Genomic DNA, 13463 nt, shown 5'->3' with positions numbered 1-13463 from the left:
ATCGGGCCAAACAGCGAGAAAGCAAGCCCTGAAACGTCCCCGCGGGGACGCAACGTCTCAACTGCCGCTGCCGCATCCGCCTCCACCGCCGCCTCCACCGCCGCAGCCACCACCGTTGCCGTCACCGCCGAATCCACTGTCGCTGCCGCCGGATCCGGATGTGCCGCCGAACCCGACCAACGGGGCCTGACCGACCTGTGCGACGCCGTGACTCAACGCATCCGCCATCGCGGGATCGAGCATCATCAACGCACTCGTTCCGAACAGCGCGGCCGACATTCCTGCGCGCGAGGGACCGTATGCGGTGAACGACGGGCGTAAGCTGGGCGCGAGGTAGTCGTTCTCCTGACGAAGACGGCGGACTTCGGCCTCGCCGAGGGCGGTACGTCGCCGCCGACGGTGCACGAAGGGAAGCGTCAGTAGCAGTAGGGCGATGATTCCGACCAGAAACAGCACCGGGTTGCCGTTCCTCGGACCCTGGGTCACCCGTGCGACTCCGACGGCCACGACGAACAGTATGGGGAACACGCGGATCGTCGACGCGCCGAGCGTCGACCGGCCGTAGAGCAGCCCCTCGTCGACCAATCCTCTACGCAATTTTGCGCGGGCCCCGGACGTGTTGGCGAAGAGTCGGGAGCGGACCAATGGTGCGGTGCCGTTACCGAGCCGCAACAGGACGATGCGGGTGAACCAGTCGAGATGGGTGAGTTCGGTGGTCGTGGGAGTTCGAAGGGAACGGCCGCTCGAGTCGATCACATCGGCCCCACGCAGCATGGCCAGCGATGCCAGGACGGCTTGGGTGTCGCTGGTCAACGCGCCGACCTCGGGAGGCGTGAGCACCCGAACCGCCGGGGCGGATGAAACGGACCGTTTGTCTGCAATCCAATTGCCCAGCACCGTCAGTACGACCGCGAGCACGGCTGCGATCAGATACCAGTGCAGGAAGTCGGAGCCGGATATGCCCCAGGTGTCGGTACCGGTCATCACTGCACCACCCTTCGCTCGGAAGAAGCGTCTGGTGTCAGTATCGGGCGCACCGGCGAGAAAGCAAGAGCAATAACGTCTCCGCGGGGACGCTTTTCCTGCCTGCAGGAAGTTCTTGTCGGTGCCTCGTCGTACCTTTATCGAACATGCATTCGATGAATGGGGGCGTTCATGAGCGACACGGTCGAGGCGGGGTCGGTCGAGATCGAAGAAATCGAGACCGAGATCTGCGCGCTGGCAGGTCAGATCGCTGCAGCGTCGGCGCAGTATCTGATCCTGGTGGGAGAATTCGACACGCGACGTGGATGGGCGGCCTGGGAAGTGCGGTCGTGTGCACATTGGTTGTCCTGGCGCGCGGGAGTCGATCTGCACACGGCTCGTGAGCAGGTGCGCGTGGCCAAAGCGATGCGAGAGCTTCCGCTGATCACCTCTGCGTATCTGAACGGCACGGTCTCGTACTCCAAGGTCCGTGCGATGACCCGCGTTGCAACAGCCGACAACGAGGCGTCGCTGCTGCAGAAGGCACTCGATGCGCCCGCCGCCCATATCGAACGTCTCTGCCGCGGCCTGAAGAAGGCGATGCGGCCCACCCGGCGGAACGGTGTCGACGCCGATCCGTGCGTGGGACGGTGGCGCTGGGACGAGGAAGACGGCTCGCTGGTGCTGACGGCACGCTTTCGGCCCGAGGACGGCAAGCGGTTTCTGGCCGCCTTGACCAGGGCCGAGTACGAGCGGACCCGCACGGATGAGGAGTCGGGAGCAGATCGGGCAGCTCCGGCACCGCCGAACCCTGTGCCGGCGATGATCTCGATGGCGGAGATGATGTGCAGCGGCCTGAAATCCCCTGTTGTCTCCCCTGTCGCGGAGGTATTGGTCCACATCGGCGACAGCAGCGAAGCGGGCTGCGATCATTCCCACTTCGACGACGGTCCCGGACTCGACGACGAAACGCTGGCTCAGGTGCTGTGCACTGCAGTGATGCGGACAGTCGGTCACGGGCGCCTGGGTAAGACCGTGCGATGGAGTACCACCGCCCCACACCCCGGCCGAAGTCAGATGCGGCAGTTGATCATTCGAGATCGGTGCTGCACAGTACCCGGATGTGGCCGCACTCGGTTTCTGCATGCGCATCACGTCACCTACCGCTCGCGCGGTGGTGAGACCACGCTCGACAACCTGGTGCTGCTGTGCGGCGAACACCATCGAGCGTTGCACGACGGCTATTTTATCATCGAAGCCCTTGGCCATCAACGCTTCTCGTTCCGCCATCCCTCGGGAACCGAGATGATTCATGCGCCCGCGGTGTCCGGCGACGCCGCCGATCTCAGGCGACGACACGACGACATCGAACCCGACGCCATCATCCCGAATTGGGGCGGGGAAGGTCTCGACCTGAGCTACGCGACCGATGTCCTGATCACCAACTGGCGGCAGGCTGCCTGAGTGAACCGCGCGACGAGCAAGTTAGTGTGACGACGAGACTCGGACAAGAAGCGGTGGGACATGAGCGTCGACAGATCAGTGGGGGACGAATCGCCCTGGCCGGTGGAACGAGCACCGAGGCGCAGCGACGCGACGAGGCCCGAGGACGACCCCTTCTACGCCGCGCCCGACGGGTACGAAGCGGCTCTGCCGGGGACGATTCTGAAAGTTCGGCCGGTCGACGTCGCGATGTTCGGTCGCGTTCGCCAGCGAGTCGACGCATGGCAGCTGCTGTATCGCACTGCGGATCTCGGTGGGTTTCCGCAGGCCAGCGTTACGACAGTCCTTCGCCCGCGCGACGCCGAGCCTGTGCTGCTCTCGTATCAGTGTGCGATCGACGGCGTCGCCTCCTCGTGTTTCCCGTCCTATGCGCTTCGGCGTGGTTCGCGGGCGTTCGGCGCGGTTCCGCAGTTCGAATTCTTGCTGGTCCTGCATGCTCTGCGCCGCGGGTGGACCATCTCGATCCCGGATCACGAGGGTCCGGACGGGCACTGGGGCTCGCCGCAGGAACCCGGTTTCTGCACGCTCGACGCCGTCCGCGCGGCGTTGTCGTTCGAGCCGTTGGCATTGCACGCGAAGACGCCCGTCGCATTGTGGGGCTACTCGGGCGGCGGGCTCGCGACATCCTGGGCAGCGGAGATGGCACCGGAATACGCAACGGAGATCGAGTTGGTCGGTGCCGCACTCGGCTCCCCCGTCGGCGATCCGGGTTCGGCGTTCATGAGGCTGAACGCAACGTTCCATTCGGCGTTGCCCACTCTGGTGGTGGCCGGGCTGCGGCGCACCTATCCCGAACTGGACCGGGTCATTCGCCAGCACGTCGACGAGGAGGGGATGCGCATTCTCGACTCCGTGGAGAAGATGACGACCGTCCGCGCCGTCACCACACTGGGGAAACACGATCTGGATCGCTACACAGACCTCCCGTTGGCCGATCTGCTGGCTCTGCCCGAGATCGTGCAGGTCTTCCAGGACATCCAGCCGGGTCGAACAGCTCCGTCCGCACCGTTGCTGGTGGTCCAGTCGGTCAACGATCAGATCATCGCCGTCGACGACGTGGACGGACAGGTGGATCGGTACATCGAAGCGGGCGCGCACGTGACCTACCTCCGGGATCGGTTGAGCGAACACATTTCGCTGCATCCGCTCAGTGCGTCGCTGACGCTGGACTGGTTGGCCGACCGATTCGCAGGCCTTCCGGTCCCGGATCCATCGACGCGAACGGTGTGGTCCACGGCGTCATCGGTCTCGGCGGTGCGCGACTTGATGGCGCTGACCTGGACCACGATCACAGCGCTGGTCGTCGGCGTTCGGGCGTAGCTACCCTCGGACCGGTGAAACGAACCTGGATACGAATACTCACCGGCACGATCGCCACTCTGGGCATCGTCACCGGGCTCGTGGCTATGGGTGCGTACTACACCGACACCCGAGTCAACGTGTTGATCGCGCTGGCCTCGTTCGTTCCGTTGATGTTCGTCGCCGTCGTGGTCGGTGCTCTGGTGGCGTTGATCGGTCGACGCTGGGTTCTGGCGGGAGTGTCGGCACTGGTGCTGGCCGCAGGCGCATTCGCTTACGCACCGCTCTACGTGGCGGACGCAGCGCCTGAGGAGTCGGAGGGCGTGCGGCTGCGCGTGATGCAGGCGAATCTGATGATCGGGATGGCAGATCCGGCGGTCGTTGTCGGCCAGGCCCGCGAGAACGCCGTCGACATCGTCACGATCCAGGAGCTGACCGACGCATCGGTGATCGGCCTGCGTGACGCCGGTATGGAAGAACAGTTTCCCTACAGCTACCTCCAGCCACACGTGACAGGTGGCGGCGGAGCCGGAATCTACAGCCGGTTCCCGATTACCGGTAGCCGAGAACTCGACGGATACGGTCCGGTGAATCTCGCAACCGAGGTGGAGGTTCCCGGTTCCGAGCCGATCTCGCTACTGGCGGTGCATCCCGGCCCGGCATACATCACCCCGGCCGACATCTGGACCGCCGAATTGGACACGCTCCGAGACGAATTGGAGGCGGTATCGGTCAGCGGGCCGGTGATCGTCAGCGGAGACTTCAACACCACCTACTCGCACAAGAAGTTCCGCAACCTGCTCGATGCCGGATACTCCGACGCCGCAGCGCAATTGGGGAAGGGTCTGATTCCGACGTATCCCACGGACAAGGGTACCCCCGCAGTCGTCGGGATCGACCACATTCTCACCAACACCGGTCACGCTCGATCGTTGGAGCGAATCGATCTACCGGGATCGGACCATCACGGATTGATCGGGGAGATCGAGTTCGACCGGTAGGTCATCGAAACGAGTCGACATTGCGCTGCGCCCATTGCATGAATGTCGTAGCAGTGCCGGTGATGTCGACGAGTGTCCCGTCGACCGGTTGAGGGTTGTCCACCGAGGACTCGAGTCCGTCCACGTAGGTGATTGCGAAGTCCCCCATGCTGGGGGTCAAGTCGTCGATCGTCTCCTGTCTACTGACCGTCTCGAAGGTCAGGGGACGGCCGAGAGCGGTGCTTATCCTGTCCAATAGCTCTGTGCGCGTCAGAGTTTCGGGCCCGGTGAGTATGTGAGCCCGGCCGTGATGCGACTCCTCGTCGATCAGTACGGCTGCCGCCGCTGCGGCGATGTCTTCCATGGCGATCGGGGCATTGGCGGCATCGGGGAACGGCTCACGGACACAATCGGATTCGATGATTTGCTCCGCCCACATCGTGGAGTTCTCCATGAACTCGCCTGGCCACAGGTGAGTCCAGTGCATTCCGGACCGCTCGACCGCTACCGAGATGGGATTCCACCAGTTCTCCGGCGGACCGGCGAGATCGACGACATGCCTCACGCCCGCGTTGCGGGCGAGTTCGAGCACGGGTTCGATCGTGCTCGGATACGGAGCCAGATAGATCTGGTCGACGCCGACCAGGGCGTCGGGCAGAGAATTCACTCGACCGAGGAACCCCTCGGCGATCTCGACGCCCGCGGGCAATCGTGCGCGTTCGGGATGGTTGGTCAGCGCACGCACGTCGGTTCGTCCTGCGGCCAGAAGGTGGTCGACGAGCATGCGGCCGATGTTGCCGGTGGCTCCGGTTACCAGAATCGTCATACCGTACAGCGTACGGTATGACGATCACGGTCGGGTGCGGAACGGAAAGACGTCAGCTGACGCGAACGACCTGCTTCTTGGACTTGCCGCACTGCAACAGGATTCGCACCGCAGCCGGGGTGCCGTCGAGCGAGGTCACGATGTCATTGCGCGTGCGTGCTGCGGCGCCGGCCACTTTTTCGAGCGAGGTCACTGCGGGGTCCAGCGTCGCGGTTATCTCGACGACTCTCTGCCCGCGATCGGAGACCGAACGACCGGTCGCCGATACGACGCCCTGGTGCGCGGCCAGGGACTTGGCGGCGCTGCGGGCAGCAGTTCCCAGATCGACGCTGAGCCTGCCGTCGATGTCCGGATCTGCCGCGGAGGCGAAGGCGACGGTGCCGACCGAACGGCGCGGCAGGTGCGCGAGCAACCACCACAGACCGACCAGCACGAGGGCTATGGCGGCTGCTCCCAGAGCCCAAGGCCACCAGCCTGCATCGACTGCGGTGTCGACGAAGGCTGCATCGAGGCGCTCGCGTCCGGGAAGCTTGCCACGCTCCCAGGCGATTGCTCCGCCGCCGAGGGCGATCAGGGCCAGGCCGACGACGGCAGTGCTGGTTCGGTCGACCGATGCGGTGGCGCGTTTCACGATGTCTGTCCTGTCGTTCGCACTCGGGTGCGGACTTTCGGTGCCGACGCGAGTGGGCGGAGGGCGTCGCCAACGGAGGTGGCGACCGAGGATTTCAGCTCCGAGGTGTCGGTGCCTGCAACGGTCGACACGGCGACGGTGACCTTCTTGTTTCCGGCCTTGGCTGTCGCGGAATCGACTCCGACGCTGTCGAGAGCGGCGGTCCGCGCCACGGCGGCGATGTCACCCTTGCGGAGCCAGACGTTCGGCTCGGTGAGGGCGCGGTGGGTGCGTCGGCGCGGACGGACGGCAACCAGGACCAGGATGAACCCGAAAACGACTGCGGCGATGCCCGCGGGCAGCATCCACTGCTGAGCGGTGAGGCCGTCCAGGTGGGTGGCCGCGGGGCCGACCCATTCGGGCCCGTCGAGAGCGCCCAGCTTCAGCAGCGCCTCGCGGCCGAGAACCACTCCGGCACCGATGAGGACGAGAGCGAACAGGATCGCGGGAACGGCTGCGGTCGGGTTCGCTACCGGCTTCTTGCCTGCCTTCTCGGTCATTGCACTCTCCCTTCTTCGCTGCTGGCCTCGGCGGGTACGCATTGGACGGTGACATCGACTCGGTCGACGGTGTAGGTGCCCAGCTCCGACAAGTCCCGGGCCACGGCGGCGCGGACGTCCGCAGCAACTTTCGCCAGGGGCGACGGCCAGGTGACGGCCACAGCGACCTGCGCGCGAACGCGGGAGCCGCTGACCGTCACGTCGGCCTTGGGTAGGTCACGTCCACCGAGGACACGCAGTCCCGGGTGACGGTCGGTTACCGCGTCGGTGCAACGGGCAGCGAGGACGGCGAGGCGCTCGACCGCTTTGTGCTTGATTTCCAGCGAACCCCGCTCACCGGGGTCTGCAGCAGCTGTCTCAGTCACGACCGCGACCACGCATGATCGAGTTCAGGTCCAGCTCACCGTCGATGTAGCGGCCGACGAAGAAGCCGAGGCCGCCCAGAACGATGGCGATGAGGAAGCCGGTGAAACCGCCGGCCGCCGCGGCGATGGCCAGCAGAAGGCCGACGAACAAACCGATGGTTGCAGTGGTCATGGTCTTGATCTCCACTCAGAGTTCGAAGTAGTTGCGCCTGGTGACGCGTTTGTGGATGCGAGCGATCCGCTTGGGAAGGGTGCGCAGCGGGGACGGGATCGACGACGCGCGAAATGCCGTCGGCGCGCTCGCTGCATTGGCAGGAGTAGAGGGCCGGACAGCGAAAAGTCGGTCGACCTCGGCGAGTTCGGCCAGGTAGCGAGCCGGGTCTCCGCCGACGTCGGGATGGTGTTGGCGGGCCACAGCGCGCCGAGCCGCCTTGTACGCGGCGGCTCGGTCGTGCGCTGCATGCTCGTTCACCTGGTCAGACTCGCACAGATCAGACTCGCACAATGTCTTCGACGGTGACGTGAACGGGCCCGTCGACCATCGCCGCCACGGTGCGCCGGACTGCTTCGGCGGTGTCGCGTACCGCGACACCGAATTCGAGTGTCACGTGGACTTCGGTTCCGTCCTCCCCGATTCGGACGCCGGCGATCCGGCGTCCGGGAAGGTACGTCGCTGCCTCGCCGAACATGCCGCCGTGCAGCCCGACGACACCGTCGATCGCCAGTACGGCGTCGGCGATGTCCTCGGACCTGTCACGCTCCGCCATGTGCGGGTCGGTCACTGCACTCGGGTGGAGGTGGCCTCGGCGGTCTCTTCGTCCTCCGAGCCGTCGTCGAGGAAGATGTCGTGGACGACGATGTTGACCTCGGTGACCTCGAGCCCTGTCATGCGCTCGACGGCATTGATGACGTTGCGACGGATGCCTGCCGCGAGGTCTGCGATCGAGACGCCGTAGTCGGCGACGATGTCGATGTCGACGGCTGCCTGACGCTCGCCGACCTCGACCGACACGCCCTGCGACTGGTTGACGCGGGCACCGGGGATGCGCTCACGAAGTGCGCCGATCGCGCGGCTCGCTCCGCCGCCGACGGCGTGCACTCCCTGGACCTCACGGGTTGCGATGCCGGCGATCTTGGAGACGACGGTGTCGGCGATGGTGGTGCGGCCCTGCGAGCTGACGAGCACGGAATCCGACTTGGTGGTGATGTCGGTCTTGCCTTCGCCTGCTGCCGATACGGTTGCCTTGGTGTCCGTCGTGGAGCTCATTGAGTGCCTCTCTTCGTCGTATGTCTCGTGCAGAGTGTGTGTCAGGAGTTGGTCGTAGCTCGATCGGTGAAACGCACGTCCGGATAAAGTGACCTACGTCATAGATTACGTCTGCTGGTAAACCGGTACGGAAGACATGCGTGACGGATGACCGCACGATGAACTGGGGGGCCGATGGAGTGGGTTGACGCGTCGGATCGCGTTCTCGTCGGCGCGGCCGCGCTCGGCGAGACCGATGCGTTCGAGGAGATCGTCCGGCGCTACGGCCCGGAGATGTTCCGGTACGCACGCAACATGTTGTCCGATCAGGGTGCCGCCGAAGAGGTTGTGCAGGACGCCTTCGTCGCAGCGTGGAAGGGACTGGACAACTTCCGCGGCGACTCGGCGTTGAGGACATGGCTGTTCTCTCTGGTCTCGCACAAGGTGGTCGATCATCGCAGGCGGCGTAGCGTCCCTCCTGCAGAGGATTGGATGTTCGAGCGCAAGAGCACGGGGGCAGGCAGCGATCCCGAGGCGGACGTCGAGGCCGACAGCTTCATGGCCGAACTCGGCGTCGCGCTCGCCGAGCTGCCCTACCGTCAGCGGGCCTGCTGGCTGCTCCGCGAGGTCGAGGGTCTGACTCACCCCGAGATCGGCGCGATCATGACGTTGTCGGCGGGAGCGGTACGCGGCCAATTGACCAGAGCACGAGCAACATTGAGCGAGAGGTTGGCAACATGGCGAACCCGGTAGAGCCGGACGCAGTTCTCGCGCGTGCTGCCACCGAACTTCGGGACGCACCGCAGGAACCGAACTGGGTGGACATCAGCTCGTCCATCATCGCGAAGGTACGCAACACGACTCGGCGTACGTGGCCCATCGACAGCGCTTTCCCGGCCGCCGGCGCATTCTCCGCCGACGAGGCCAGGTCGCAGGACTCGCTGAAGATCAGCGACCACATCGTCAAGACGACGCTCCGGCGTGCCCTCGCAGGCGTGCACGGTGCGCAGCCCACCGAGATCGATCTCCACCTCGACGACCATGCCTGTGTCGGCCTGTTCATCGCGGTCATCGGGGTCTACGGCGACGATCTGCAGGCCGCAGGAGACGAACTCGCGACCATCGCAATCGACGTCGTGGCGGATCTGCTCGGTGTCACCCTCGATCGCGACGTCGTCGAGGTTCGCGTCGATGACATCGAGGAGCGGTAGCGGATCGCGATTGCCGGCGGAGCGGTAGCGGATCGCGATTGCCGGCGGAGCGGTAGAGCGTAAATATTGCGTCATAGCCGCTGGTTGCGGGCGTAAGAAAGCGTAAGGAAACCGTCTCGGCTCGGTTGCGGGCTCCAGGATCGAGCAATGACCGAATTGCTCTGTCTCACGGTGGCCGCGTTCGTCGCGGTCTACCTGTTCGTCGCTCTCCTCGACCCGGAGAGGTTCTGACGCCGCCATGAATCCTGCTCTGCTTGCCGGCTTCCAGATCGGCATCGTGATCCTCGTGCTGGCTGCGGCGTACGTACCACTGGGTGACTACATGGCCCGGGTGTTCGACGGGGCTCACGACACTCACGTCGAGCGCCTGGTCTATCGGGTGGCCCGCGTGAATTCGTCGTCGGAGCAGACGTGGGTCGGCTACTCCACCAGTCTGCTGGGATTCTCGTTCGCGGGCGTGGTGTTTCTGTTCGTACTGCAGCGGATTCAGGGCGTCCTGCCGCTGAACGGTGGACTCGCCGGGGTCAGTCCGGCGATGGCGTTCAACACCGCGGCGTCGTTCGTCACCAACACCAACTGGCAGTCGTACGTCCCCGAGACCACGGTGTCGAATCTGACGCAGCCGCTGGGGCTCGCGGTGCAGAACTTCGTCTCTGCCGCAGTCGGTCTCGCGGTTGCCATCGCGGTCATCCGCGGGTTCGTGCGTGTGTCGACGGGCGGCGAACTCGGCAACTTCTGGGTCGATCTGACTCGCGGGACCCTGCGCATTCTGCTGCCGCTCTCGCTGTTGGTGGCGGTGATCTTGCTGACCCAGGGCACCGTCATGTCGTTCTCCACCGGCTTCACCTCCACCGGCCTGGACGGGCAGACGGTGACCAATGCGCTTGCGCCCGTTGCCTCTCAGGAGGCGATCAAGGAGATCGGCACCAACGGCGGTGGCATCCTCGCGGCCAATTCGGCGCACCCGTTCGAGAACCCGACTCCGCTGACCAACATCGTGCAGATCATCTCGCTGCTGCTGATCCCGGTCGCGTTGACCCGCACCTTCGGCACCATGGTCGGCAACCGTAAGCAGGGTCTGACGCTGCTGGCGGTGATGGCAACGCTGTGGGGAGTCCTGTTGGCGGTCACCCTCTACGCCGAGTCCGGTACTCGCGGAGTTGCCGCCACCGCTGCGGGCGCGATGATGGAAGGCAAGGAAGTCCGCTTCGGCATTCCCGCTTCGGCGTTGTTTGCCGTCTCGACCACCGGAACATCCACCGGTGCAGTCAATTCGGCCCACGACAGTATGTCGGCTCTCGGTGGCGGAACGGTATTGCTGAACATGTTGTTCGGCGAGATCGCACCCGGCGGAGTCGGAACCGGACTGTACGGGCTGCTCGTGCTTGCGGTCATCGCAGTCTTCGTCGGCGGCCTGCTCGTCGGACGTACGCCTGAGTTCCTCGGCAAGAAGTTGGGCCGGCGGGCCATCACGATGGCGGCACTGTCGGTGTTGGTGATGCCGATCCTGGTGCTCGTCGGCACGTCCATCACGGTGGTGCTCGAATCCACGACGAGCTATCAGGGCAATCCCGGCATCCACGGTTTCACCGAGGTGCTCTACGCCTACGCATCGGCGGCCAACAACAACGGCAGCGCATTCGGTGGGCTGACGGTGACCAGTGATTGGTTCCAGATATCCCTCGGTATCGCAATGCTTCTCGGCCGATTCTTGCCGATCGTCTTCGTATTGGCCTTGGCCGGATCATTGGCGACGACCAAGCGTAGCGCACCCAACGCAGGCACCCTCCCCACCGACGGGCCGCTCTTCGGCACCCTCCTGATCGGAACCTCGATCCTCGTGGCGGCCCTCACCTTCTTCCCCGCACTTGCTCTCGGACCCATAGCAGAGGCCATGCAATGAACCTGTCACTGAAAACGGCCGTACCCGGGGCGTTCCGCAAACTCGATCCGCGACATCTGGCCCGAAACCCGGTCATGTTCGTGGTGTTTCTCGGCTCCATCGTCACTACCGTCCTCTCGATCGCTCAGCCGTCGGTGTTCGCCTGGTTCGTCACCGGGTGGTTGTGGTTCACCGTGCTCTTCGCCAACCTCGCCGAATCCGTCGCCGAGGGCCGCGGCAAAGCGCAGGCGGCAAGCCTACGAAAGGTCAAGCAGGACACAGTTGCCCGACGGCGCACCGCATCCGGAACCGAAGAAGTGGCCGGAGCGGAACTCGCCGTCGGCGACGAGGTGATCGTCTCGGCAGGCGAGGTCATCCCCGGTGACGGCGACGTCATCGAGGGCATCGCCACCGTCGACGAGTCCGCGATCACCGGCGAGTCGGCACCGGTGGTGCGAGAGTCGGGTGGAGACCGGTCCGCAGTGACCGGCGGCACCATCGTGCTCTCGGACGAGATCGTCGTGAAAATCACTGCAGCGCAGGGTGAGACGTTCGTCGACCGGATGATCGCTCTCGTCGAGGGCGCGGCTCGTCAGAAGACGCCGAACGAGATCGCTCTGAACATTCTGCTCGCGTCGCTGACCATCGTCTTCCTCTTCGCGGTGGTCGCCATCGGTCCGATGTCGAATTACGCAGGGCAGCAGCAGGATCCCATTCAGTTGATCGCTCTGCTGGTCTGCCTGATCCCCACCACCATCGGCGCGCTGCTCTCGGCCATCGGTATCGCGGGCATGGACCGGTTGGTCCAACGCAACGTACTCGCGATGTCCGGCCGCGCCGTCGAGGCCGCCGGCGACATCGACACGTTGCTGATGGACAAGACCGGGACCATCACCTTCGGCAATCGGCGCGCGACCGGACTGCACCCGGCGACGGGTATCGACGCGGCCGAGCTCGCGCGAGCAGCACGACTGTCCTCCCTCGCCGACGGCACCCCCGAAGGCCGCAGCATCGTCGAACTGGTCGATCGTGACTTCGAATCCGCAACGGCAGAGGGCGAATCCGAGCGCGGCGAGTTCGTGGCGTTCACCGCGCAGACCAGGATGAGCGGACTCGATCTGCCCGGCATGGAAATCCGCAAGGGTGCCGCGGATTCGGTGTACGAGTGGATTCGAGCGGGCGGCGGCACGGCGGACCTCGACGGGACGGTGCACGATATCGCCCAGAACGGTGGCACTCCGCTGGTCGTCGCAGTACACGAAACCGGAAAGGTCGCGAAAGCGCTGGGCGTCGTCGAGCTGTCCGACGTGGTCAAGCCGGGCATCGCGGAGCGGTTCGCGCAACTGCGCGCCATGGGCATCCGCACCGTGATGGTGACCGGCGACAACCCGTTGACTGCCAAAGCCATCGCCGCCGAGGCAGGCGTCGACGACTACCTGGCCGAAGCAACTCCCGAGGACAAGCTCACGCTCATTCGGCAGGAGCAGGAGGGCGGCAGGCTGGTCGCGATGACCGGCGACGGCACCAACGACGCTCCCGCTCTGGCGCAGGCCGACGTCGGCGTGGCGATGAACACCGGCACCTCGGCCGCCAAGGAAGCCGGCAACATGGTGGATCTCGATTCCGATCCCACCAAACTGATCGAGATCGTCGAGATCGGCAAGCAGTTGCTCATCACCCGCGGAGCACTGACGACCTTCTCACTGGCCAACGACCTGGCGAAGTACTTCGCCATCCTGCCGGCCATGTTCAGCACCGTCTATCCCCAGCTCGGCGGGCTCAACATCATGCATCTGGCGACGCCGCAATCGGCGATCCTGTCGGCGGTGATCTTCAACGCGCTTGTGATCGTCGCGCTGATTCCGTTGGCGCTCAAAGGTGTTCGATACACCCCGGCATCGGCGGCGGCCCTGCTGCGGCGCAACCTGCTGGTCTACGGCGTCGGCGGCGTGATCAGTCCGTTCGTCGGTATCTGGCTCATCGACCTGCTCGTTCGACACATTCCAGGAATAGGCTGA

Annotated in this window: 17 protein-coding genes; 8 read left to right on the top strand and 9 right to left on the bottom strand. The window is 65.0% G+C overall.

What is annotated here, in order from left to right:
- Positions 1-57: 57 nt before the first annotated feature.
- On the bottom strand, positions 58-984 hold the full coding sequence (locus ACNEOT_RS01535; RefSeq protein ID WP_415971566.1) for a TIGR04222 domain-containing membrane protein: 927 nt from the start codon (positions 982-984) through the stop codon (positions 58-60).
- A gap of 171 nt (positions 985-1155) precedes the next feature.
- On the opposite strand from ACNEOT_RS01535, the gene ACNEOT_RS01530 reads away from it, so the two are divergent.
- From ACNEOT_RS01530 to ACNEOT_RS01520, 3 genes are read left to right on the top strand one after another with little or no spacing between them, the layout of a single operon-like run.
- Complete coding sequence (locus ACNEOT_RS01530; RefSeq protein WP_415971564.1) at positions 1156-2427, top strand: HNH endonuclease; 1272 nt, start codon at positions 1156-1158, stop codon at positions 2425-2427.
- Positions 2428-2487: 60 nt separating this feature from the next.
- Positions 2488-3786, top strand: coding sequence for a lipase family protein (locus ACNEOT_RS01525; RefSeq protein ID WP_415971562.1), 1299 nt, complete (start codon positions 2488-2490; stop codon positions 3784-3786).
- A 14-nt stretch (positions 3787-3800) separates the two neighbouring features.
- The gene (locus ACNEOT_RS01520; protein ID WP_415971561.1) at positions 3801-4766 is read left to right on the top strand and encodes an endonuclease/exonuclease/phosphatase family protein; all 966 of its coding nucleotides are present in this window, start codon (positions 3801-3803) and stop codon (positions 4764-4766) included.
- Position 4767: 1 nt separating this feature from the next.
- Here the strand turns inward: ACNEOT_RS01520 and ACNEOT_RS01515 are convergent, their stop codons facing one another.
- The 8 genes from ACNEOT_RS01515 to ACNEOT_RS01480 are packed head-to-tail and all read right to left on the bottom strand — an operon-like array spanning position 4768 to position 8373.
- The gene (locus tag ACNEOT_RS01515; protein WP_415971559.1) at positions 4768-5571 is read right to left on the bottom strand and encodes an SDR family oxidoreductase; all 804 of its coding nucleotides are present in this window, start codon (positions 5569-5571) and stop codon (positions 4768-4770) included.
- A 52-nt stretch (positions 5572-5623) separates the two neighbouring features.
- Positions 5624-6202 (bottom strand): hypothetical protein, encoded by a 579-nt coding sequence (locus ACNEOT_RS01510; protein ID WP_415971557.1) that lies wholly within the window; start codon positions 6200-6202, stop codon positions 5624-5626.
- On the bottom strand, positions 6199-6741 hold the full coding sequence (locus ACNEOT_RS01505) for a DUF6286 domain-containing protein (protein WP_415971556.1): 543 nt from the start codon (positions 6739-6741) through the stop codon (positions 6199-6201). The genes ACNEOT_RS01510 and ACNEOT_RS01505 overlap by 4 nt, the downstream gene beginning before the upstream one ends.
- On the bottom strand, positions 6738-7106 hold the full coding sequence (locus ACNEOT_RS01500) for an Asp23/Gls24 family envelope stress response protein (protein WP_415971555.1): 369 nt from the start codon (positions 7104-7106) through the stop codon (positions 6738-6740). Before ACNEOT_RS01500 ends, ACNEOT_RS01505 begins: the two co-directional genes overlap by 4 nt.
- Positions 7099-7278, bottom strand: a complete 180-nt coding sequence (locus tag ACNEOT_RS01495) for a hypothetical protein (protein ID WP_027495126.1) — start codon at positions 7276-7278, stop codon at positions 7099-7101. Before ACNEOT_RS01495 ends, ACNEOT_RS01500 begins: the two co-directional genes overlap by 8 nt.
- 15 nt (positions 7279-7293) lie before the next feature.
- Positions 7294-7578 carry a hypothetical protein gene (locus ACNEOT_RS01490; protein ID WP_415971553.1) on the bottom strand — a complete coding sequence of 95 codons (285 nt, stop codon included), beginning with the start codon at positions 7576-7578 and terminating at the stop codon, positions 7294-7296.
- 19 nt (positions 7579-7597) lie between these two features.
- Entirely contained in the window at positions 7598-7873 is a 276-nt protein-coding gene (locus tag ACNEOT_RS01485; RefSeq protein ID WP_415973617.1) for an Asp23/Gls24 family envelope stress response protein, read from the bottom strand.
- An 11-nt stretch (positions 7874-7884) separates the two neighbouring features.
- A complete protein-coding gene (locus tag ACNEOT_RS01480; protein WP_415971551.1) occupies positions 7885-8373 on the bottom strand; it encodes an Asp23/Gls24 family envelope stress response protein in 489 nt (162 codons plus the stop codon).
- A gap of 174 nt (positions 8374-8547) precedes the next feature.
- On the opposite strand from ACNEOT_RS01480, the gene ACNEOT_RS01475 reads away from it, so the two are divergent.
- The 5 genes from ACNEOT_RS01475 (at position 8548) to kdpB (ending at position 13463) form a co-directional block, all read left to right on the top strand.
- Complete coding sequence (locus ACNEOT_RS01475) at positions 8548-9105, top strand: RNA polymerase sigma factor (protein WP_415971549.1); 558 nt, start codon at positions 8548-8550, stop codon at positions 9103-9105.
- A complete protein-coding gene (locus ACNEOT_RS01470; RefSeq protein ID WP_415971547.1) occupies positions 9090-9563 on the top strand; it encodes a hypothetical protein in 474 nt (157 codons plus the stop codon). Before ACNEOT_RS01475 ends, ACNEOT_RS01470 begins: the two co-directional genes overlap by 16 nt.
- 147 nt (positions 9564-9710) lie before the next feature.
- Positions 9711-9794: a potassium-transporting ATPase subunit F gene (locus ACNEOT_RS01465; RefSeq protein WP_072691966.1), complete on the top strand. Its 84-nt coding sequence runs from the start codon at positions 9711-9713 to the stop codon at positions 9792-9794.
- A gap of 7 nt (positions 9795-9801) precedes the next feature.
- Positions 9802-11466: a potassium-transporting ATPase subunit KdpA gene (kdpA, locus tag ACNEOT_RS01460; RefSeq protein ID WP_415971546.1), complete on the top strand. Its 1665-nt coding sequence runs from the start codon at positions 9802-9804 to the stop codon at positions 11464-11466.
- Complete coding sequence (gene kdpB, locus ACNEOT_RS01455) at positions 11463-13463, top strand: potassium-transporting ATPase subunit KdpB (RefSeq protein WP_415971544.1); 2001 nt, start codon at positions 11463-11465, stop codon at positions 13461-13463. Before kdpA ends, kdpB begins: the two co-directional genes overlap by 4 nt.

It is taken from the genome of Rhodococcus sp. 077-4, from assembly GCF_047782425.1.
GTDB lineage: Bacteria > Actinomycetota > Actinomycetes > Mycobacteriales > Mycobacteriaceae > Rhodococcoides.
This window is presented reverse-complemented; position numbering and strand designations above follow the sequence as displayed.

Excerpts from the sequence above, each read along its gene's own strand:
- ACNEOT_RS01535 (WP_415971566.1), bottom strand. The coding sequence starts at position 984 with ATGACCGGTACCGACACCTGGGGCATATCCGGCTCCGACTTCCTGCAC.
- ACNEOT_RS01525 (WP_415971562.1), top strand. The coding sequence starts at position 2,488 with ATGAGCGTCGACAGATCAGTGGGGGACGAATCGCCCTGGCCGGTGGAA.
- ACNEOT_RS01505 (WP_415971556.1), bottom strand. The coding sequence starts at position 6,741 with ATGACCGAGAAGGCAGGCAAGAAGCCGGTAGCGAACCCGACCGCAGCC.
- ACNEOT_RS01465 (WP_072691966.1), top strand. The coding sequence starts at position 9,711 with ATGACCGAATTGCTCTGTCTCACGGTGGCCGCGTTCGTCGCGGTCTAC.
- kdpA (WP_415971546.1), top strand. The coding sequence starts at position 9,802 with ATGAATCCTGCTCTGCTTGCCGGCTTCCAGATCGGCATCGTGATCCTC.
- ACNEOT_RS01480 (WP_415971551.1), bottom strand. The coding sequence starts at position 8,373 with ATGAGCTCCACGACGGACACCAAGGCAACCGTATCGGCAGCAGGCGAA.
- kdpB (WP_415971544.1), top strand. The coding sequence starts at position 11,463 with ATGAACCTGTCACTGAAAACGGCCGTACCCGGGGCGTTCCGCAAACTC.
- ACNEOT_RS01475 (WP_415971549.1), top strand. The coding sequence starts at position 8,548 with ATGGAGTGGGTTGACGCGTCGGATCGCGTTCTCGTCGGCGCGGCCGCG.
- ACNEOT_RS01530 (WP_415971564.1), top strand. The coding sequence starts at position 1,156 with ATGAGCGACACGGTCGAGGCGGGGTCGGTCGAGATCGAAGAAATCGAG.
- ACNEOT_RS01495 (WP_027495126.1), bottom strand. The coding sequence starts at position 7,278 with ATGACCACTGCAACCATCGGTTTGTTCGTCGGCCTTCTGCTGGCCATC.
- ACNEOT_RS01515 (WP_415971559.1), bottom strand. The coding sequence starts at position 5,571 with ATGACGATTCTGGTAACCGGAGCCACCGGCAACATCGGCCGCATGCTC.
- ACNEOT_RS01470 (WP_415971547.1), top strand. The coding sequence starts at position 9,090 with ATGGCGAACCCGGTAGAGCCGGACGCAGTTCTCGCGCGTGCTGCCACC.
- ACNEOT_RS01485 (WP_415973617.1), bottom strand. The coding sequence starts at position 7,873 with ATGGCGGAGCGTGACAGGTCCGAGGACATCGCCGACGCCGTACTGGCG.